Here is a 20,622-nt window from a genome sequence, read left to right as displayed (position 1 = left end):
CTATCTTCCGTTTTTGGAATCACCGTGATCGTTGGAGTTTGTATTTTCACCAGGTTTTCCTAATGTGTTGCGCATTTGAGTATCTGCTTCAATGTTTTTCAGGTTCATGTAGTCCATTACACCAATTTTACCGCTACGGAGTGCTTCAGCCATAGCAAGAGGTACTTGGGATTCGGATTCAACTACACGCGCTCTCATTTCCACTACGCGCGCTTTCATCTCTTGCTCTTGAGCAACGGCCATAGCGCGACGTTCTTCCGCTTTTGCCTGTGCAATACGTTTGTCAGCCTCTGCCTGCTCCGTTTGAAGGAAGGCACCAATGTTTTTACCTACATCCACGTCCGCGATATCAATAGACAGGATTTCAAAAGCGGTACCTGCATCCAGACCTTTGGACAATACGGTACGGGAGATCAGATCTGGATTTTCCAGGACATCTTTATGGGAATTCGAGGAACCGTTTGTACTTACGATACCTTCGCCGACACGTGCAATAATCGTCTCTTCACCCGCACCACCGACGAGGCGGTCAATATTGGCACGAACCGTAACCCGCGCTCTTACTTTAACTTCGATACCATCTTTTGCTACCGCAGAAACAATCGGCGTTTCAATAACACGTGGGTTTACACTCATCTGTACGGCTTGCAATACGTCACGACCCGCAAGGTCAATCGCAGCAGCACGTTCAAATTCGAGTGGAATGTTCGCACGTTGTGCAGCAATCAGGGCGTTTACAACTCGGTCTACATTACCACCAGCTAGGAAGTGACTCTCCAGTTGATTCATTGTCAATTGAAGTCCAGCTTTGGTTGCTTTAATCAGTGGATTTACGATCCTGCTAGGTGTTACACGTCTTAGTCTCATCGCTACCAGCGTGATAATCCCCACGCGTACGCCCGATGCAAGGGCTGAGATCCAGAGCATAACCGGGAAAAAGCTGAAGAATACGCTCAATACGATAATCGCAACTACCGCAATAAGCAAAACCGTAATCAAGGTTGGTTCCATAGTCAAAATTCCTCCATTTGCAATTTAATTTTTGTAAGAAACATGATAAAAACAGTGTGGAACTTTGCTGCTGTGCATTGATTTACACCACTCGACTAGCAGCCTCCGTAGAATGGTTATGTACATTGCCGAAGCTTTAATCAACTCCGGCAACAGAGCGGGTTACACCGGTAATGCTTGTTGAACCACAATACGGGTACCTTCCGCTTTGATCACAATAATTGGTGTATCAATCGGAATGAAATCTCCATCCGACACCACATCGACACGCTCTCCGTTAAGTATCGCTGTTCCCGAGGGACGAAGTGGAGTCAAACTGATGCCCTGCAAACCGATCAACTCTTTGCGTTCTGTCGCCGAAGAGTATCCTTGATCAGCAGACAGCCTGTCACTTAATATGAATCGATTCCATATGCCTCGATCCTTAAACAGAATAACAACGATTGCAATGACTACCAGCGCGGCTCCAAAAGCAATACCTAACGATATAAATGCATCACTTGTATCATAGGCAGCTCGCACGACACCAGCGACAAGCGCAATCGATCCCAAAATCCCCAGAATACCGAAGCTCGGGATAAACATCTCGAGGATCATCATGATGAGTCCGACAGTGAATAACACCCATGTCTCCGCTCCGGCAAAACCGGCAATGTAGTTCCCTGAGAAATAAAGCACAAAGCACACGATACCAACAATACCAGGCACTCCGAACCCAGGTACAATCAACTCAATGATCACACCGGCTATTCCGAGGAATAGCAATACCGTCATGACGACAGGATTGGTGAGAAATGTGGATATGTTCTCTGCAGCTGTTCTCTGAACAGTGAACACATCATCCTGACTGTAACCAAGCCAGGCTGCAGCTTCTTCCGGCGTGTTGCTGATATGGTCCGCATAGCCCACTTTCAGCGCTTCTTCGGCCGAGAGAGCAATAATTTCACCTTTTTGCTTGGTTTTATTAATCTCAGGCATCTCCACGACCATGTTAACATCCGTCATTCCGGCTGCAATTTTGCCGTCACGGCCACTTTTCTCAGCCGCTCCCTGCATCTTGCTCTTCCAGAATGCAACCAGCTTCGGATCATCAACATGTTTACCCGTGCTGTCCACCATCGCTGCCGCACCAATCATGCTCCCTGGCGACATTACGATCTTATCTGCATTCAAAGCCAGAAAACTTCCGGCCGAGGCAGCATCTCCACGGACAAATGCAACGGTTTCAACTGGGCTTTCCTTAATTAATGTACCCAGTTCTTCTGCCGTGTCGACACGCCCTCCCGGCGTATTGATATCCAGAACGATCAGGCCAGCATTCATCTCTTCTGCTTCCTTGAACCCGCGTTCCATAAACTTGCCAAGTCCCTGCTCGATTGGTTTATCCACCGGAATGATATATACGGCGCCACTTTTCTCAGCTGCATGCGCTGACGGTGATCCAATCCAGACAGGAAGCAGCAGCGTCAGTAGCATCATGAGCATCAATGGCCCCGTAAGCTTCTTCCGGCGCTTTCCCTTCACAAATAGTCCCCCCTTTTCCATTAATGTTATACTGTCCAGCTTATGGTATTTATTACGTACAATGCAACATTTCGTTTCAAAATCTTAAAATTATATTTGAAACCGGAAGCAATTGCAACATTTAAAATCCATAATCATATATATTATCCATTTAAAAGCAATATTTGTGAATTTCCATGAACAAATGAAGGATTACTAATTACGTTTCAAATTTCTTCTGGGAAATGAGTACCGTATCAATGATGTAAAATGGAAAAAACACCCCCTGACAAGTCAGGAGGTGTTTATTGATTTGCTTTATTGCAGAAATTGTTGAACTGCTTGATTTACCAGTTTGCCATCCGCTTTGCCTTTGACTTTCGGCATAAGGGCAGACATGACTTTCCCCATCTCGGCTTTCGAAGAAGCACCGGTTTCCTGGATGGTCTGCTGTACAATAACTTTAATTTCTTCTTCGGTAAGCTGTGCGGGAAGGTACTGACTGAGTAATTCAATTTCCGCTTTTGCATTTGCCGCGAGGTCTTCACGGCCCGCTTTGTCAAATTCTTGGAGGGCATCTTTGCGCTGTTTGATTTCACGACTCAGAATATCAAGCACTTCGTTATCATCCAAATCTCTTTTCAAATCTATTTCAAGATTCTTGATCGTCGAACGAATCAACCGAATGTTGGAGAGCTTGAACTTGTCCTTGCTCTTCATCGCTTGCTTCATATCTTCGTTCAATCGTTCGCTAAGATTCATGTAGTTAAAATCCTCCTAAAACTTTCTCTTACGAGCAGCCTCGGACTTTTTCTTGCGCTTTACGCTTGGCTTCTCATAATGCTTACGTTTCTTCACCTCAGCCAATACGCCATCTTTTGCGATGGAACGTTTAAAGCGACGAAGTGCAGCATCAATAGTCTCGTTTTTGCGAACTTTAGTTTCAGACACCAGTTTTCCCTCCCTCCGACCAGACCGTCCAAGAGCAATAACACGGTTCATCACCTTTCATTATAGGCGAAAGGTAATAAAGGTGTCAACCTTAACGTAATGATCATTTATTTTATGTGAACTTCAGCTCCATATTCATGCCTTTTATGCATATATGAATCAGTCCTGATTTAAAGTAACTTGGATCGTTTATTTGTGTGAGTCTGACAAACTTGTCAACACGCCAAGTCGGGTCCCACCAAGCAAATGATAGTGCAGATGATGAACGGTTTGTTCTCCATCCTTGCCGCAGTTATTAATCAGTCGGTAACCTGTTTCTTCCACGCCGAGACGCTTGGCCGCTTCCTGCGCAGCCAAATGAATCTCACCGATCAACGGCAAGTCTTCCGCAGTTACTTCATTCATGGAAGCAATATGTTTCTTGGGAATAACGAGTACATGGGTCGGTGCAGCGGGCTGGATGTCATGAAAGACGATGACATGGTCATTCTCCAGTACCTTATTGGAGGGAATGCTGCCCTCTACAATTTTGCAAAATAAGCAATCCATTGTTCATACCCTCCTTCGAATTAAAAATTATGTATACCCTACTATCATACCGGAACTGAAAACTCACGTCCAATTTAACCTGTTTCAATTCAATAATAAAAACAACAAAAGAACCTCTCACATCTCAGTGAAGTGCAAAGAATACACCGAAGATGTGAAAGGTTCAGTTTTCATTGGTAAAAGATAATGCTTTCAAGGCCCTATTAATAATAAGGTAACAAAGATAATGCAGTCAGGCCGACCAACGGAAGGACCAGCCTGTTAAACCGTCTGCGACCGTAACCATAATAAGGGTATGGGTAGCCATAGCCCGGGAAGAATCCCCGTGCATGAGCGGGATAAGTAACTGGCATCATATTGGGTCCCCAGTTTGCGTTTGCATGATTAACCACAGCTTCATGCCCCACGGGAACAGCCAAATAAATCATGTCATCATCCACATTTTCCACAATGCCATCATAATGGGCACCGTCATGCATCTGTATACATACATAGCGATGCATGTGTTCCTTACACAGTTTCTTCGCTTCTACCTTTTCCACGTTCGATCGCCTCCCGAATCTGTTCTGCTCTTCATCACCCTTTCATCGTATTCAGATCTGGGCGAAATGACACTGTGAATGAGAAGAGTTTCAAGATAAGGGCCTATTAAAAAAAGAAGCACCCCGTTGCAGTTTCCATGCGGAAGTCTGCTGTCGCGGACGTCTAACCAGGATTATTCCTGATCAGACGTCCGCCGGGGTGCTTAATATAAGTTTGTCGGCTTAACTGTAGTATAACAACAGGATGAACCTGTATCTGTGAGCTATCTCACTCAACTGTCACAACGAGTATATAAATGAGATTCAAACCAACAAACCTCAATCAATCAGTAGCTTCCCCCTCAGAAACAACCTTGAACTACTAGTTCCTAAGGGATCTCAATTTGGACTCATTCAATCGTATGTGTTCTGTGTTCAATTCCCTATAATGTTTCCAATACTACGCGAGAGCCAGCTCCTGCTTCGCCCGCTGGAATAACTACAAGTTTGCGTGGCAAGCGTGCTCGCAGCTCTGGAACGTGGCTGATAATACCGACGGCAAGACGGTCATCATGCAATTTTTCTAACGATGTAATGACGGTATCCAGCAATTCAGGGTCCAATGTGCCAAACCCTTCATCCAGGAAGAAGAATTGCAGCGGGTACTGGCCGCGCAGCTGAATCTGGGCAGACAGAGCCAGTGCCAGTGACAACGAGGTCAGGAACGTCTCTCCACCAGACAAGGTGGACACCGGACGTTTAACTCCACCGTTTGCATCGTCACAGATGACAAAGCCCCCGCCTGAATCCACCTCAAGTGAATAACGTTGTTTGGTCAGGAAGCGCAGACGCTGTGAAGCAGCCTGACTTACCTGCATCAGTTGTTCTTCTGCAATATACTCGACAAATGCATTACCTCTGAAGGCTGCTTGCAGTTTGCTAAGCATCTCACCTTGTCTGCTCACTTCCACCCGTTTGTTCTCCAACTCGGTCCAGCGAACGTGTCGCTGCTGCACATCTTCCAGATCCCGTTCTGCACGCGCCTTGGCTCTAAGAGCCGCTTCATCCTCTGCACGAGACAGTTTCAGTCGCTCTGAGCATGCCAACCATTGTTCCTCGGATACAACGGCTCCGCCCAATTTTTGTTCCAGCTCACGCAATTGAGAAACAAGTTCACGATCACGCTCCCGATGCTGCTGAATTTCCGCGGCCAGCCGCTCCGCTTCTTGGGAAGGAAGTGCTGCCTCCACAACAGCATTCTCCGAATCAAATGGCGATTGTTCCAGCAATTGCTTCCAGCGTTCCTGTGCCTGCTGCAAATGCTCTGCTGCCGAGGCTGCTGCTTGATGAGCCATGACATCCTTCTTGGCCGATTCCTGTTTCAACACATCCGCTTCCTTGAAGCGCAGTGCTGAATCGGCAGCAATTTTCCGCAGTCCATCCAGTCGAGTCTGGGCCGCAGCAATCAAATCCTCGACTCGTTGCTCACCAACCCATTGACGCAGACGTTCTTCCTTCTCGGCGAGCTGTTTGCTGTTGCCTTGCCATTCCGTTTGCCACTGAATCAGCTGTTTGTCTAACTCAACCAGCTTCTGCTGGAGGGACTGTACCAACTGTTCCTTTTCTTCAAGGAACGTCACACTCTTGTTCAGCCGTTCCTTGATGTCTTCTGCGCGCGCGTCTCGCTCCTGCATCGCCTGGTGAAGGGCCATGGCCTGCTCTTGAGCGATGCCGGGCAGTTCCGCGGCCCAGCGGCCGTGCAATGCGGCTGCGGCGGCCTCACTCTCGGCCAACCGGCGCTCCGCCTGTGCGAGCCCGGCTTGGCCTGCCTCCTGCGCAGCAGCCGCTTCCATGCGGCGCTGCTGCGCGCCCACAGCCGCCTGCTGCAACGCGGCGGCTTCCGCTTGCAGCGGCGCTGCGTCAGCGGCCAGCGCCCGCGCGGCTTCGCGCAGTGCGGCGGCACGCTCCGCCCAGTCCGCCGGGGAGCGCCCGTGTACGGGCGAACCGGCGGGATCTGGCTCCGCAACCGCAGGTGCGGCCTCAGCTGCGGCCGGGGCTTCGCCGGCCGCAGCGCCAAGCTGCGTCAGCAGGCTGCGACGTTCGTGCAGCTGCTGGCGCAGCCCAAAGCGCAGCTCCTGCAGCTCCGCGTGCAGGCTGCGCAGCAGTTCCAGGTCCGCATCGCCTGCGGGCGGACCTTCTCCCGGCGGCGCAGCCGGGAGCGGGTGGTGTGCGGAGCCGCACACCGGGCATGGCTCGCCGTCTCGCAGCTCGGCGCGCAAGGCGGAGGAGAGCCTGTGCAGCTCCTGCTCACGCATGGTTCCGCGCAGCTGCTCCTCCGCCCTGGCCAGCAGGCTCTGTTCGCGACCAATGTCCTGCTCACAGGCAAGCAAGGCCTCAAGGCCCACTGCCGCCTGTTCGATCAGATGCTGACGCTGTTCACTCAGACGGGTCTCTTCCTGGGCAGCCAGCTTCAGCCGATCTGCCCCCTGTTCAGCCGACTGCTTATTGGCTTCCATCTCAGCCTTGTTCTGGCGCAATTGCTCCGCCGCAGTATCCAAACGATGCTTCAATTCCAGTGCAGCCTGCAGCTGTCTGCGTTCTTCGGACTTCACTTCATTCGGCTTCAGGCTTTCCTGTAATTCTTCCCGCCGTTTGCGGCCACGCTGCTGTAGTTCTTTTTCCTTCTCCAGCTGTTGTCCGATGACGCTCTGTTCAGCCTGTCCTTTGTCCAAAAGCTGCTTAAGACGGGTACTATCCTCTCGTAGCCCATCCCGTTCCCGTTGCAACTCCTTGGCCTGTTCAAGCTGTTCCAATCGAAGCAGCAGCTTGGGTTCTTCCTCCGCCATCTGTACACGGGCCGTTTCGGCCTTCTCGGCTTCCAGTACAGACAGCCGTTCATGTTCCACTGCTTGCTGGTGAGCAATCCCGGCTGCATCCTCACGTAACTTCTGCTGCGCTGCTGCGTCACGCATCGTCTGCAATGAAGGCAGTATCGCGTCTGCCGCCCCGGCCAGTTTCAGCCGTTGTTCCCCAGCTTCGATCTGTGGTGCACGTGCTTTCAGCTTTTCGTGTTCCTCCATACGAGCCTGGCGTTCATGGCTTAACTCACGGACTTTACCGAGTTGCTCGGCTTCCTTCATCGCTTCATCAAGCATTTTGCGTGACAATTCAGACTGTTTCACAGCAGCTTGAAGAAGAAGCTCCGTTTCTGCCAACGTCTCTTTGCTGGCATTCCCAAGCCCCTGCTGCTCCGCGGCCAATGACTGATGAACCATATCATTGTCCTTCACCCGACGGCTGAGCTTGATGGCAAGCTGATCTCCATACTTCTCCAGATGGAATAAACGTTGCAGCATCTGGCGTCGTTCACTGCCTTTCAGTGACAGAAACTCAGCAAATTTCCCTTGTGGAAGCACAACGGCCCGCGTAAAATCATCCATTTTCAACCCAATGACATCTTCAACGCATCGGTTCACGTCTGCCAGTTTATCAGCCAGCACCTGTTCCTCTCCGTTGACGGTCTCAATGAATTTGCTTATTGTGTTGCTTACCGATACCTCATTGTTTCGTTTGAAGCGTCGTTCCACCCGAAATCTTCTTGTCCCTTCTGCCGATACAAGTTCAAATGTAAAAGCAACGGACAACGAATCCTCAGCGTGGTTCATGATTCCCTGGGTACCATTAACCGCACGTTCCACTTTTCCGTACATGGCCAGCGTAATTGCGTCGAGCAAAGAAGATTTCCCACTGCCTGTGGGACCAAAAATGCCGAACAGTCCCGTTTCCGTCAATACAGTAAAATCAATCTCCTGAGTCTCCCGATAACTTTGCAGACCTGCGACTTTCAATAAAATCGGCTTCAATTTCCCTCGACCTCCTCACGCACGCCCGGCTCGTCCTCATCTACGAGTTCCAGGAACAGTTGAACCAGACTGTCTTCAGGTAATGCCCCACCTGTCTGACGCTGATAAAATTTGCGGAAAAGCTCATGTACCGGAAGCTCGGATCGTTGCTCCAAAAGCCCTGCGGCTGCCATCTCGGGATACACCGGACGGATATGGATGATCCCGTCATGCGACTTACGGAGCTGCTGAATTTCTTTCAGAGACATGGCGTCATCCAGCCATACTTCCATATCAATAAAAGCCTGAGGATCACGCCCTTCATCCAGCCACCGATAAACCTCAGCCAGACCGCCACGCGCCTTCCAGCGTACAAGTGGACGTCCGGAGGTCAACAGCACTTCTTCCACGTTTGCGGCGCCCCCTGGTGCCACATCAACCATGGTGACGGACTTACTCTGCCCCGCTTCGGAGAAACTGTAGGCCAGTGGAGAGCCACTATAACGAATCACACCTTCTCCTTTAACTGCCTGCGCACGATGGAGATGCCCCAGTGCTGTATATTGCGCACCTGTCGACAATGCAGAAGGGTCAACCGTATAGGCGCCCCCTACTTGAATGGGACGTTCCGAATCACTTTCCACTCCGCCCAGAACATAAATATGACTCATCGCCAAATTCACCTTATCCGGACGAAAAGAAGCAGCCAGACGCTGCATTAACATGCCAACCCGGCGACTGTATGCCTGGCGAAGCACATTCTCATCCCCATCCGTTGTCAGCAGTTCATTCAGTCGCGCTTCCGAGGGGTATGGCAATGCAGCAATCTGCGCAGTCTCTCCAGTTCTCTTCGCATGGATAGTAACTGCTTCTGAAGTAGGCATACCTACAAGTGTAATTCCCTGTCTGTTCACAAGCGGGGTCACCGAAGCCACTCGCTCTGGCTGATCATGGTTCCCGGCAATTACCACAAGTGGTCTTCCTTGTTCTGTCAGACGCGCCGCAGCCTCATAAAAAAGCTGTTCCGCCGATGCAGGCGGATTTACAGAATCATACACGTCTCCAGCCATCAATATGGCATCTGCTTGCTGCTCATCCGCGAGTCTAACAAGCTCATCCACAAAATCCTCCTGCTCTCGCAGCCGGCTCCGTCCCTCCAGCGTTTTCCCCAGATGCCAGTCCCCTGTGTGCAAAATACGCATCGTCCGTTCAACCCCTCTCTCATGCAAAATCCGATGATACAAATTCCATCTGGCCGTTTTAAAATTTCACTTTATAGTTTCACAGCATGTCCGCCATCAAAAAAGTACAGCCACTTCCGGTCGACTTTCCGACCCAGAATATCTTCAATAGCCCGGCCATACAGCTCCAGCTGAAAGCGATAGTTTTCCGTCAGTTTGTTCAGTCCACCGCGATGCTCCAACACCCGGTCTGTCTTGTAATCTAGCAAAACAAGCTCGCCATCCACCTCATACAGGCAGTCAATAATCCCCTGTACTAGCACCGTCTCATTTTCTAGTGATGCCTGCATCTTACCGTCTTCTTCCAACGTTTGCATCCCTGCATCTGGTGACAAACTATGAAGCCATTCGGCAGGAGAATGATGTGCCGGAAGTCCATAAATAAATGGAATCTCCCGTTTCACCCACTCTGCACGCAACAATTCTGTCCCAGGCTCTGTATTGAAAAATCCAGCCAGTTGATCAGACTCAATTACCTCTGCCTGATGGGGGAGCAAAATCTGGAGCTCAACTAACCGCAAAAGTGTCTGCTCAACGATTTGCGAATCAACGGGTGAACCATCTACAGGAAGATGCTGCATCAACGTATGATACACCGTTCCCCGCTCGGCTCCAGTCAATTGATTCTCCTCCATGAATTTGGGACGACGTAGATGCAATTTAAAGGACGAGCCTCCATCCTTCACTTCACGGCCCTCATAATCCACAGAAGCCTCAGATTGTTCTTCAACTTCCTCCATCATCTGTAAAGACTGATGGTCTTGCATGGCTAGCAATGTTTTTAGTTCGGTAACCGATGTACTGGCAGCTACTTGCGTTGCTGCTTGATGAGGATACGCCCATGAAAGCCGTTTATCTACTTCACGAAGCAGCTGTACACCCTCTTGCTCACCTATTGTAAATACATCTTCCTCACTGATGTCTCGTAGTGCTGCATCTTGAGTATCCTCGACCATCTCTTCTTCAGTGGAGGAAGGAAACAGCTCCACAGGCTGAACTGCTTTTAGGGCAGCAATTCGATGTTTCCGCACTTCTGTCATGCCGTCTTCTTCACCAAGCGTCTGATCCACAAATATTTCCCGGGATACTTGATCAGCAGAAATGACGGAAATGCCCCAGCGTGATTCATCATCCACAAGACAGGCAGCATATGAATCAGTGCCTCCCGCAAGTTCACGCAGCAAAGCTGCGTCTGGATGTCTCATCAGGGATGGACCGATCCAGTCCAGATAACTCCGTCCGGCTGCAAGCAGATAGTCAGGCAATACCCGTTCCGGACTGTCCTTAATCTGAGACCAGGCCACTGCCTTTTTAACAACATCTTTTACCGTACCGACCAAAATCATTTTCTCTTTTGGACGGGTTAGAGCCACATAGAGCACCCGCATCTCTTCGGCAAGCAGCTCAAACTGGGCACGACGACGAATCGCCAGATTCGCCAAGGTTGGATAGGCAACCCGATTCTCACGATCTACAAACCTCGGGCCAAACCCCAGCTCCTTATGCATCAGAAACGGCGAGTTCAGATCCTGCTGATTGAACATCTTGGATATACCCCCGACAAAAACAATAGGGAATTCCAAGCCCTTACTCCGGTGGATCGTCATGATGCGTACCGCATTGTCCTGCTCACCAGAACCACTTGCTACGGTGCCAAGATCTCCCCCGTTCTCACGTAGTCTGGATACATAGGTCAGGAAGCGAAACAATCCACGATTGGCCGTTGCCTCCTCATATTGCCGCGCGCGATCATACAAAGCCTTCAAATTACTTTGACGCTGCATGCCTCCCGGTAGGCCGCCAACCCAGTCCAGATAACCCGTTTCCCGATACATGCGCCAAATGAGTTCACTCAAGCTGCCTTGTCTGGCTTCAAGTCGCCAATGTTCCAACTGACGCATAAAGCGAATTAACTTTTGTTGCAGCTCTGTGCTGGTACCGTTGTCCCTATCCGCATCGTCGCTTATACGTCCACCCATACTTGCATCTATACCAGCATCCATAATCTCATCTTTACCTGCATGTACAGAGGTTTCATATATACGTTCGATAACGTCTGCTTCGGCGGATACTGCCGACTCCCGCTGCCCCTGTTCCATTTCTGACCAGACTTCGGGCCATTGCAGCTGGATTGCAGATGAATCCGGATTCGAAGCTTTCTCACCATGCTGCCCGAAAACATTCAACGAACTTGAGAATGCTCCTGTAGCTGATATAACAGCATCATAGAAAGACTGTCGCTTGTCCCCAAGGCGAATCTGAGCCAGTTCCTCTTCATCTAGTCCGACAATCGGCGAACGAAGCACGGAAGCAAGCGGTATATCCTGCCTTGGATTATCCACAATCTGCAGCAAGGACAACATCACTTCCACTTCCGTCGCCTGAAAATACCCTTTGCTTTGCTCCCCTCCGGCAGGAATACCCTGCTGTCTGAATTCCTCAATCATGAGTGGAGCCCACATCAGGGCAGAACGCAGCAAAATAACAATGTCTCCATAACGCGCAGGTCGCATGGATTTGAGGGCTTTATCATAAACGTTGAGGGCTGGTTTATCCGTATCTCCGACCATTTCACGAATACGGCGAGCCATGGCCCGAGCCTCCAGCTGAGCGGTTTCAAGCTCGGCACTCTCCAGCTCAGCAGAAGGTAACGCATCCCCATTCTCATCCGTGCTTTCCGTCAGATCAGGTCCTCCGCCTTGACGATCGATCAATATGAGTTCAGGTGTGTATGCCTCATCTCCAAGCGTCTCTGCCGGGAAAGTAGCCCCATAAGCGAGCTGAGCTCGTTCATCATAGGCAATCTCGGCTACCCCTTCATTCATGAGCTGCTTGAATAACATGTTGACCGAATGGACTACTTCTGCACGACTACGGAAGTTACGTGCAAGATCAATACGTCTTCCTGCATGCAGTGATTCTCTCTCTCCGTCCATTTCCATATCCGAGTTCGCTACGTATTGACGGTACTTGTTCAGGAACAGACCGGGTTCAGCCAGACGAAAACGGTAAATACTCTGTTTTACATCACCAACCATGAATCGGTTTCCTGGATTTTCTCTGGAAATCAGTCGGACGATATCTTCCTGCACTGTATTGGTATCCTGATATTCATCCAGCAGAACTTCATCGAAACGTGCCCGGTATTCCATTGCTGCATCCGAAGGCATGGACAGCTCAGGGGTTGAATCTTCATGGCGCAAAATATGAAGACAGTAATGCTCCAGGTCACTAAAATCGACCTGACCGCGCTCCTGCTTGGCCTGTCGGTATCGCTCTCCAAATGCACTGACCAGCTTGGATAGCTCCTGCATTAGGGGTGCCGCCTGCTCCAGCTCCTGCCAGAAAGAAAACGCACTTCTTCCAAACAATGACCCTTTCAGGTCCGTCACGGCTTTTTTCGCAGCCTCACGAAGTTCCTTGACCTGTTCTTGTAACCCCGGGTCTGTCTGGTCCTTTTTGCAAGGCTTCAGCTTGCCAAAAGCTGCTGGCTGAAACACTTCAGGCAATCTTTCCCATGGCATGACCTCAACAGCTGACAGAAGCTCTTCGACCATTGCCAAATCTTCTTTTAATGTATCTGCATAAGGTTTCGGACCTTCCGGCTGCATCGATATGCTGATCCCTTGACGCAGCAGACCAGCCGCACCACTTAGGGCAAGAGCTGCATCACGCAAAATACTCTGAACCCAGGCAGAATGTCCAAGTGCCTCGACACTTTCCACCTGAAAAGCAGATGCCATCTCCGCAAGCCAATGATCCGGCCAAGAATGACTGCGTGAGAAATCATACAAACGCTGCACAAGTCGATGCATGGCATCATCGTTTCGTTCCCCACTGAACCAATCCACCAATTCGCGGAATGTACTGCCTTCGTCTTCTTCCCCATACTTTTCCTCAAACAACTGCTCCAACAATTCCTGCCGCATAATTTCGGCTTCATTTTCATTCAGAATCCGGAAAGCCGGGTTTAGCGGTATTTGCTGATAATAACGACGAATGACTTCCATACAGAATGAATGCAGTGTCGTAATGGATGCTCGCCCGAGCAATGACAGTTGTTTGCGCAGATGTTCTTCGGCAGGTTGCTCTTCAAGTGCACGTTCCAGTGCTTCCCGAATCCGCTGCTTCATCTCAGCAGCAGCAGCTTTCGTAAATGTCGCAACCAGCAAACGATCTACGCTGAATCCACGGGAAGGGTCTGCAATCTTGCGAATAATCCGTTCAACCAATACAGCCGTCTTCCCGGAACCCGCTGCAGCAGCAACCAGAATGTCTTCTCCACTCTGTGAGATGGCACTCCATTGGTCATCACTCCAGAAGCTTCCCTCCGGTTTTGGCATATTCGTCATGATGTTTCCCCTCCTTTGCCATGAGACAGCATGTCCCAGATTTGCTGTTTGCCCGGTTTGGACAACAGATTATATTCATTACCTTCGATATTTTCATCAAATTGACAGACTGGCTTGTACGGACAGAAGGTGCATGCAACCTCCTGCTGGATACGGTAAGGTTCAATCGCGACATCCCCTTCCGTAATCCGGGTGCCAATCTCACGTATATTGCTGCGAACTGAAGCAAGCAATGTATCCCATTGCTCCGGCGTAGCTACAGCAGCGCTACTATAAAAGCTGCCATCCGCCTTAAGCGCAACTGGAATAATAGCTGAGTAGCCTTTGTCAAGGGTATTGTCCATTTGAGCGATCGCATCCCGATCCGCGAGCAGCAAGCCTTTCATTTTGAACCGTTTCAGCAGTTCTTGTCCTGCCTGCTCAGAAGTCATGCCGTTCGCGGATTGAAGCAACGGATTATGCACATGGAAATAGAGTGTTCCTCCAGGCATCGCCGATTCTCCAAGCCACTCCTCGGCAGCACTAAGCAGCACCTCCAAGTACGTGAGCATCTGTAATGACAGGCCATAATACACTTCATGGAGTTTGAGGTCGGTCTGGCTCGATTTGTAATCAATAACCCGCAGCAGCAGGCCGTTCTCTCCTTCGGCCACATCCACGCGGTCGATACGGCCCACAATCTCCATCACACAGCCATTTTCCAATTCAAAACGTAGCGGTGGCAGGGGTTTACCTGGCCCAAAATCAAGCTCTAACCCAATCGGTTCAAAGCTTCCTCGTCTGGACTGTTCACCCAGAATAACCGACGCCCGGCTAACGATATCCTTCAGCTTGCGGAAGATATAACCATACCGTTTCGTGCTAAGCAAAATCTCTCCCTGCAACTGTGGTGCAATCTGCTCCACGGTGTGCACCGCTTCCTTCCGACATTCATCCGGAGACAGACTGCCCCAACTGCGATTCTGCTCACGCAAACGTATGGCAAGCTGACTCAAGGCAGCATGGAACAATTGTCCAATATCAGGAGCTTGCAAGCGGTACAACTGGCGCTCTTTCAGCCGCAGTCCATGGGATGCAAAATGGGAAAACGCACACGCCACAAAACGCTCCATTCGAGAGACACTAGTCCTTACCTCTGTACCATATAATCTACGGCTGGTAGCCGTACGCAGAGGTAACGCCCGATTGCGATAAAAGACCGATCCAAGCAATTGTTTCAGCTGAGGTCTGCTCGTCTCCCGAGAGACATGCCAGTTATAGATCGCCCACCACATTTCAGAAATATCTTCTCCACGGCGCCATCTGCGCAACTGTCCGATGAGATAAGAGAGGCTCTGACCAGGATGAATAACATAAGACCAGTGCACCTCTTCAGCATTTGTAACCGGCGGCTGGGCAAGTAATGGCTGCTCATGCAGACCGAACATCTTCCGTACATGTCGTACAATTTCTGAGGGTAGCAATGTTTTCCCTTCATCATCTGCAACGGGATAACTCAGCCATAACTGATTGCTCGCCGCTGTCAGGGCTGTATATATCAGAAAGCGTTCATCCAACATTTGTCTTGTTGCTCCTGGCCCAAGCCCCAAACCTATCTCCGTCAACAGCAGCCGTTCCTGCTCAGTTAATACACCATCATCTTGAGGGACAGCAGGCAGTTCACCCTCTACTGCACCCAGAATAAATACGTACTTGATACCCTGAAGACGTGTACGATCCATCGATCCAATCAACACTTGATCAAGCGCTGGAGGAACAAGTCCCAGTTTCAGTTCGGTTAATCCGGTCTCCATTAGCCCGGCAAATAAATCGATATCCAGCCGTTCGGCCCCCATCATATCAACCATCTGATCTAATAGATCAAGGACGGCACCCCACATTTGACGAAGCTCTCTCGAACGTTCCGGATCACCCTGAGCCTTGGCTTCTGCAGACATCTGATCCAGCTTCCAAGGAATCTCGGCATCTTCCAGTAATCTGTAAAGCGCCGTACATTGGTCTTTAGCTGTCTTTGCCTTGCTCATTCGTTTCTCAAAAGCACCCAGTGGATCAACAATCACCGTACGGCATTTTTCCATTAAGGACAGCATTTGTTCCCGGCCCCGGCTGCGGACATCCTGATCGTTGTCTTCCAGGGACAGGCTGGGTACATACTTCCATGGCTTGCCATCTGTCCAGCGGTATCCGTGAATTCCGCAAGCTAATATATAATTTTCGAGCTGGTCCATATCTTCACGTGTAATGGAACCGCCCCGTGGAAGCAGCAGTTCCGTTTTCACACAGCGAAATACATCCTCATAACGCCAGCGACGGCGAACGATATCGAGTGCTGAACGAATAAATTCCGATAATGGATGATGTAGTTCATTTCTTCTCCGATCCAGAAAGACAGGCACGCCATAATCCCTGAATAGAGGCTCAGCAATGTCGGCATATGTATCCAACTGACGAACGAGCACTGCCATATCTCGATAACGCGCACCTTCATCTTGCGCCAGACGACGCATCTCACGAAGTGCTCCTTCCATCTCAGCCCGGCGGTTCTCAGCGGCGTAAAGTCGGACACCCGCATCACGCCCCTCACTCTTCCAGCGGACTCTACGATCAAAGCCAGCCTCCAAATGCGCCAGTCCAGGACTGCCTTCATATCTTGGCAAAACTTCCGGTTGAAGCACGGTTGTCTCATTAAGAACACCCAGATCCTCAGCCATGCCTTTGAGACGTGCATATGCACTCGCTGTGGGATGGAACAGCTCCAGTTCTCCTGGAAGTGCGCCGTGGTCGTAAGCACGATCCAACGTCAATGCAATTGTGACGGAAGAAGCTTGCAACATCAATCTTCCAATGACACTCATTTCCTGCGGGGTAAATCCCTGAAATCCATCGATCCAGATCTGTGCATCTTGCAGCAGCGTGCTCTCCGGCAACCGCTCTGTTAGTTCAGTCAACGTGTCTTCATCATCGATATATAGTTCGGTTAATTCCTTTTCATAATCACGGTATATAAGAAGCAAGTCATGCAGCTTGTCTCCCAGAATCGGTGCAGAAGAGGAAGTATTCCATGCGGAAAGTCCTTCTTCCAGTGAAGTGGGGTCAAGTTCATAACGTTTAAACTCACTGTATAGATCATTCAAGTCTCCGATAAATCCCAGCTGACTGCCTGATGCTCCAAACAGCTTCAATTCTTCCTTACGACGCTGGAGCACTTTGTAGAGCAGCATTTTTTTACCTTCAGCTCCAATGGGAATACGTGCAGAACCACCTGCCTCCTGCATTACCCGATAGGCCAATCGGCGAAAACCAAGCACTTCAGCACGCATGGTACCTTTTATAGCACCTGAAGAAACCAGTGACTGTTCGGTTCGAAACGAACTCTGTTCCGGGACCAGCAGAATCAGTGGTTTACCTTGCGGTTCCTTTTGAAGCAGGGATGTGATTTCCCGGGTAATCAGCGTACTCTTGCCGCTGCCTGCCCGGCCAATAACAAAGCGTACGGACATGTTTAATCCTCCAAACCATCACGAACAAGATTTTAATTCCCAGTATAACATATCTGACTTGGTTCGGAACATACGTTTGCCACTATCCGGCAATTCCAGAGACCTTCCCCACGAGAATAGCAAAGAACCCACAGCTTATGAAAACTGTGGGCCCTTTGCGTAAATGTATGTTCGATTTAAATGGAAATCGCTCGATTAATTCTTTTTGCTGCGCACTTCGAAGATGGCAAATTTCAGGTAATGACCTTCGTCTACGCCCAGAATTTGCGGGTGATCCTTACCGGCTGCTTTCCAGTCGATCAGACGCAGTACTTTGCCTGCATCTTCGGCTGCATCCGCAATGGTTTCCAGGAAGAGATCCGGACGCATGTGGTATGAACAACTTGCCGTTACCAGATACCCGCCCTCATTAACCAACTTCATTCCTTGCAGATTGATATCCTTATACCCACGGCATGCGCCTTTGACAGCTGATTTCGTTTTGGCAAAGGCTGGTGGATCGAGGATAACCACATCAAATGTTTTACCACCGGTTGCAAGCGCTTTGGACGTATCCACTTTCTGTTCGCCAGCACGCGCACGTACGTTACGCTCATCGAGGCCTTTCACCTGCTCACGCAAGTATTGGAATGCATCCGCAACGACAAATTCGACCCGGTCAGTGAAACCGTTCAGCTCTACGTTAGTACGTGCACTTTCAATCGCATGCTCTGAGATATCAAGACATGTTACTTTTTTGGCTCCATATTTGCAGGCGTTCAATGTGAAGCTGCCTGTGTGGGAGAAACATTCCAGCACAGTAGCCCCATCCCAATAAGGGAACGTCACAACCTTGCCACTTTTATTCACAGGAAGCAACTGCTGCGTACCATCCTGCTCGGTCTGTTGGAGCGTAATACCACTCTTGTAACCCCAACCCTTCATAAGTGGTTCGATGGCTGCACGATTCTCGCGCTGGTCAAAGAAGTACCCTGTCTTCTGGCCTTCTACGATATCCACCTTAATGAGCAATCCATTCTCCGTTACCGTGACATGACGCGGGCAATCCCCATATAATGGTCCTTTCGTCTGCTCCAAACCTTCCAGTTCACGAATGGACACATCACTGCGTTCATAGATGCCTTCCGGCTGCATCACTTCAATTAGAGCTTGTACAATCGCTTCGCGGCAACGGTCCATGCCCAATGTGAGCAATTGAACAACAAGGATGCTGCCAAAACGGTCAACGATCAGTCCTGGCAGGAAATCAGCTTCCCCATAAACGAGACGGTATGCCTCTCCTTCCTGGATAAAACGCTCCCGGTGGCGCAAGCAATCGCGGAAACGCGCTGCAAAAAACGCGGTGTCCATCTGTTCAAACTCCAAAGGTTGATAGGCCACGACTCTAACTGTGATTTGAGATGCAGGATTATAGTATCCCGTCGCAAGATAGCGACCTTGGTGATTCAATACGTTGACCAGATCTCCCGGCTCGGGGTTTCCTTCAACAGAGGCAATTTCATTGTTATATATCCATGGATGTGCATGTTCAAGCCGCTTTTTGCGGCTGCGTTCCAGTGTAACTGATGGCAAGATAGATCCACTTCTTTCATATGTTAGTTGAAAAGATAGGTTTGGTGCAAAGGTGACCGCTACGGGGATGGATTGGACTTTCGATCGCTGTTATCCCCAGATTTTTCTGATCCCCTTTCTCAAAAGGGAAAATCCGGGGATAAAGGCGAACGCTTCGCTTCTTCAGTTCCAATTCCATCCCCTCCGCTACGTTTGCAGAATCTCCGTATCTTTTAAATAGGGGCGCGGTAATTTGGGTGTCCGCTTCGGGGATGGATCGGGCTTTCGATCGCTGTTATCCCCAGATTTTTCTGATTCCCTTCTCAAAAGGGAAAATCCGGGGATAAAGGCGAACGCTTCGCTTCTACAGTTCCATTTCCATCCCCTTCGCTACGTTTGCAGAATCTCCGTATCTTTTGAATAGGGGTGCAGTAATTTGGGTGTCCGTTAAGGAAACTTATCGTTCTTTCAAACTCTGTTGACTCCAGAATTCCGTTAGCCTGTCATGGTTGTCCTTATTTACTCATAGGATGAGAATAAGGATATGCACGGAAGGAATGATGTTAACTCATGTTCAGAGATGTTGTGCTGCCCCTGTTATATGGGCTTCTTATCTTTTTTGGTGGGATGAAGCTGATGGAAACAGCCTTACAGCGGATGGCCGGGCCTATGCTGGCTGGATGGCTGGGCCGGGCTACCTCTGCTCCCTGGAAAGGCATGGCTTTTAGCGCAGGCGCTACTGCCCTGCTGCAAAGCAGTACCGCCGTCACCGTACTCACTATTGGACTGGCGAACGCCAGATTAATTACCTACGGACGCACACTTGGTATTATTCTTGGAACCAACATCGGAACGTGCCTGACCACCGAGCTGGTCGGACTGCAGATCGGACGGGTTTCCCTGCCTCTGCTTGCCTTGTCTCTGACAGGCTGGGCCGTCTTTGTTGTGCTTGGTGAACGAAATCAGTTCGCTCCTGAACACACACGCCGGACACTGTTTACCATACAATACAGCTTTCTCGCGTCCGCTGGATTTGCCCTCGTCATGACAGGCATTCAAGTAATGCAATCCATTGCCGTACCCCTGCGAAGTATGGGCGTATTCCAGTGGTTTCTGGATCGCTCAGCAGACAGCTTGTGGTGGGGCTTTCTGGCAGGCGCCTGCCTGACGGCCCTCATTCATAGCAGCGCAGCTGTCATCAGCATGGCCATTACGCTTGCAGCCACAGGCGTACTGCCTGTAGAGATCGGCATCGCCATTGTGATCGGGTCGAACGTGGGGACCTGCATCACCGCCGTGATTGCTGCCGCTGGCGGAGCATCCGCAGGCAAATTTGTCGCAGCCTCCCATGTCGTATTAAACATTGCGGGGGCGCTGCTATTTATGCCGCTGATCGGCCAGCTGCATGCAGCCTCGGCCTGGCTATCAGCGGATAACGGGGCACAGATTGCGCATGCCCAGACCCTTTTTAACGTCACCAGTTCACTGCTTGCCTTGCCGTTCTGTTACTTGCCAATTTGGCACAAAAAACCACCGGTCTCCACCCCAGTGGCGAAGTCACCCGTGGCCTGATGCTCAAAACTCTCTCAACAAACAGTAGC

12 protein-coding genes are annotated in these 20,622 nt (G+C 50.1%); 1 reads left to right on the top strand and 11 read right to left on the bottom strand.

All coding sequences use genetic code 11. The features are described from left to right. From floA to gpAD87_RS03900, 11 genes are all read right to left on the bottom strand, one after another. Positions 1-1,011 (bottom strand): flotillin-like protein FloA, encoded by a 1,011-nt coding sequence (gene floA / locus gpAD87_RS03950; RefSeq protein WP_162493573.1) that lies wholly within the window; start codon positions 1,009-1,011, stop codon positions 1-3. A gap of 162 nt (positions 1,012-1,173) precedes the next feature. Then, complete coding sequence (locus tag gpAD87_RS03945) at positions 1,174-2,496, bottom strand: NfeD family protein (RefSeq protein WP_090810045.1); 1,323 nt, start codon at positions 2,494-2,496, stop codon at positions 1,174-1,176. Between the two features lie 336 nt (positions 2,497-2,832). Beyond that, positions 2,833-3,276, bottom strand: a complete 444-nt coding sequence (locus tag gpAD87_RS03940) for a GatB/YqeY domain-containing protein (RefSeq protein WP_053781272.1) — start codon at positions 3,274-3,276, stop codon at positions 2,833-2,835. 15 nt (positions 3,277-3,291) lie between these two features. Beyond that, the gene (gene rpsU, locus gpAD87_RS03935) at positions 3,292-3,465 is read right to left on the bottom strand and encodes a 30S ribosomal protein S21 (RefSeq protein ID WP_005547957.1); all 174 of its coding nucleotides are present in this window, start codon (positions 3,463-3,465) and stop codon (positions 3,292-3,294) included. Positions 3,466-3,654: 189 nt separating this feature from the next. Continuing rightward, a complete protein-coding gene (locus gpAD87_RS03930; protein ID WP_024628477.1) occupies positions 3,655-4,014 on the bottom strand; it encodes a histidine triad nucleotide-binding protein in 360 nt (119 codons plus the stop codon). A gap of 203 nt (positions 4,015-4,217) precedes the next feature. Continuing rightward, positions 4,218-4,556 (bottom strand): hypothetical protein, encoded by a 339-nt coding sequence (locus gpAD87_RS03925; RefSeq protein WP_063567035.1) that lies wholly within the window; start codon positions 4,554-4,556, stop codon positions 4,218-4,220. 422 nt (positions 4,557-4,978) lie between these two features. After that, on the bottom strand, positions 4,979-8,398 hold the full coding sequence (locus gpAD87_RS03920) for an AAA family ATPase (protein ID WP_064636385.1): 3,420 nt from the start codon (positions 8,396-8,398) through the stop codon (positions 4,979-4,981). Then, on the bottom strand, positions 8,395-9,579 hold the full coding sequence (locus gpAD87_RS03915) for an exonuclease SbcCD subunit D (protein WP_064636383.1): 1,185 nt from the start codon (positions 9,577-9,579) through the stop codon (positions 8,395-8,397). The genes gpAD87_RS03920 and gpAD87_RS03915 overlap by 4 nt, the downstream gene beginning before the upstream one ends. Before the next feature lie 71 nt (positions 9,580-9,650). Next, positions 9,651-13,970, bottom strand: coding sequence for a helicase-exonuclease AddAB subunit AddA (gene addA, locus gpAD87_RS03910; RefSeq protein WP_064636381.1), 4,320 nt, complete (start codon positions 13,968-13,970; stop codon positions 9,651-9,653). Next, the gene (gene addB / locus gpAD87_RS03905) at positions 13,967-17,470 is read right to left on the bottom strand and encodes a helicase-exonuclease AddAB subunit AddB (protein WP_064636379.1); all 3,504 of its coding nucleotides are present in this window, start codon (positions 17,468-17,470) and stop codon (positions 13,967-13,969) included. Before addB ends, addA begins: the two co-directional genes overlap by 4 nt. Positions 17,471-17,665: 195 nt before the next feature. Continuing rightward, positions 17,666-19,042 carry a class I SAM-dependent rRNA methyltransferase gene (locus gpAD87_RS03900; protein ID WP_064636377.1) on the bottom strand — a complete coding sequence of 459 codons (1,377 nt, stop codon included), beginning with the start codon at positions 19,040-19,042 and terminating at the stop codon, positions 17,666-17,668. A gap of 549 nt (positions 19,043-19,591) precedes the next feature. On the opposite strand from gpAD87_RS03900, the gene gpAD87_RS03895 reads away from it, so the two are divergent. Further along, positions 19,592-20,593 (top strand): Na/Pi cotransporter family protein, encoded by a 1,002-nt coding sequence (locus gpAD87_RS03895; RefSeq protein WP_064636376.1) that lies wholly within the window; start codon positions 19,592-19,594, stop codon positions 20,591-20,593. Positions 20,594-20,622 lie beyond the last annotated feature (29 nt).

This window comes from Paenibacillus sp. AD87 (assembly GCF_001659845.1).
In the GTDB taxonomy this organism is placed as follows: domain Bacteria; phylum Bacillota; class Bacilli; order Paenibacillales; family Paenibacillaceae; genus Paenibacillus; species Paenibacillus marchantiae.
The sequence above is the reverse complement of the archived record's forward strand: the minus strand, read 5'-3'. Positions and strand labels throughout refer to the sequence as shown.

Excerpts from the sequence above, each read along its gene's own strand:
- gpAD87_RS03930 (WP_024628477.1), bottom strand. The coding sequence starts at position 4,014 with ATGGATTGCTTATTTTGCAAAATTGTAGAGGGCAGCATTCCCTCCAAT.
- gpAD87_RS03915 (WP_064636383.1), bottom strand. The coding sequence starts at position 9,579 with ATGCGTATTTTGCACACAGGGGACTGGCATCTGGGGAAAACGCTGGAG.
- addA (WP_064636381.1), bottom strand. The coding sequence starts at position 13,970 with ATGACGAATATGCCAAAACCGGAGGGAAGCTTCTGGAGTGATGACCAA.
- gpAD87_RS03945 (WP_090810045.1), bottom strand. The coding sequence starts at position 2,496 with ATGCTCATGATGCTACTGACGCTGCTGCTTCCTGTCTGGATTGGATCA.
- gpAD87_RS03895 (WP_064636376.1), top strand. The coding sequence starts at position 19,592 with ATGTTCAGAGATGTTGTGCTGCCCCTGTTATATGGGCTTCTTATCTTT.
- addB (WP_064636379.1), bottom strand. The coding sequence starts at position 17,470 with ATGTCCGTACGCTTTGTTATTGGCCGGGCAGGCAGCGGCAAGAGTACG.
- gpAD87_RS03940 (WP_053781272.1), bottom strand. The coding sequence starts at position 3,276 with ATGAATCTTAGCGAACGATTGAACGAAGATATGAAGCAAGCGATGAAG.
- floA (WP_162493573.1), bottom strand. The coding sequence starts at position 1,011 with ATGGAACCAACCTTGATTACGGTTTTGCTTATTGCGGTAGTTGCGATT.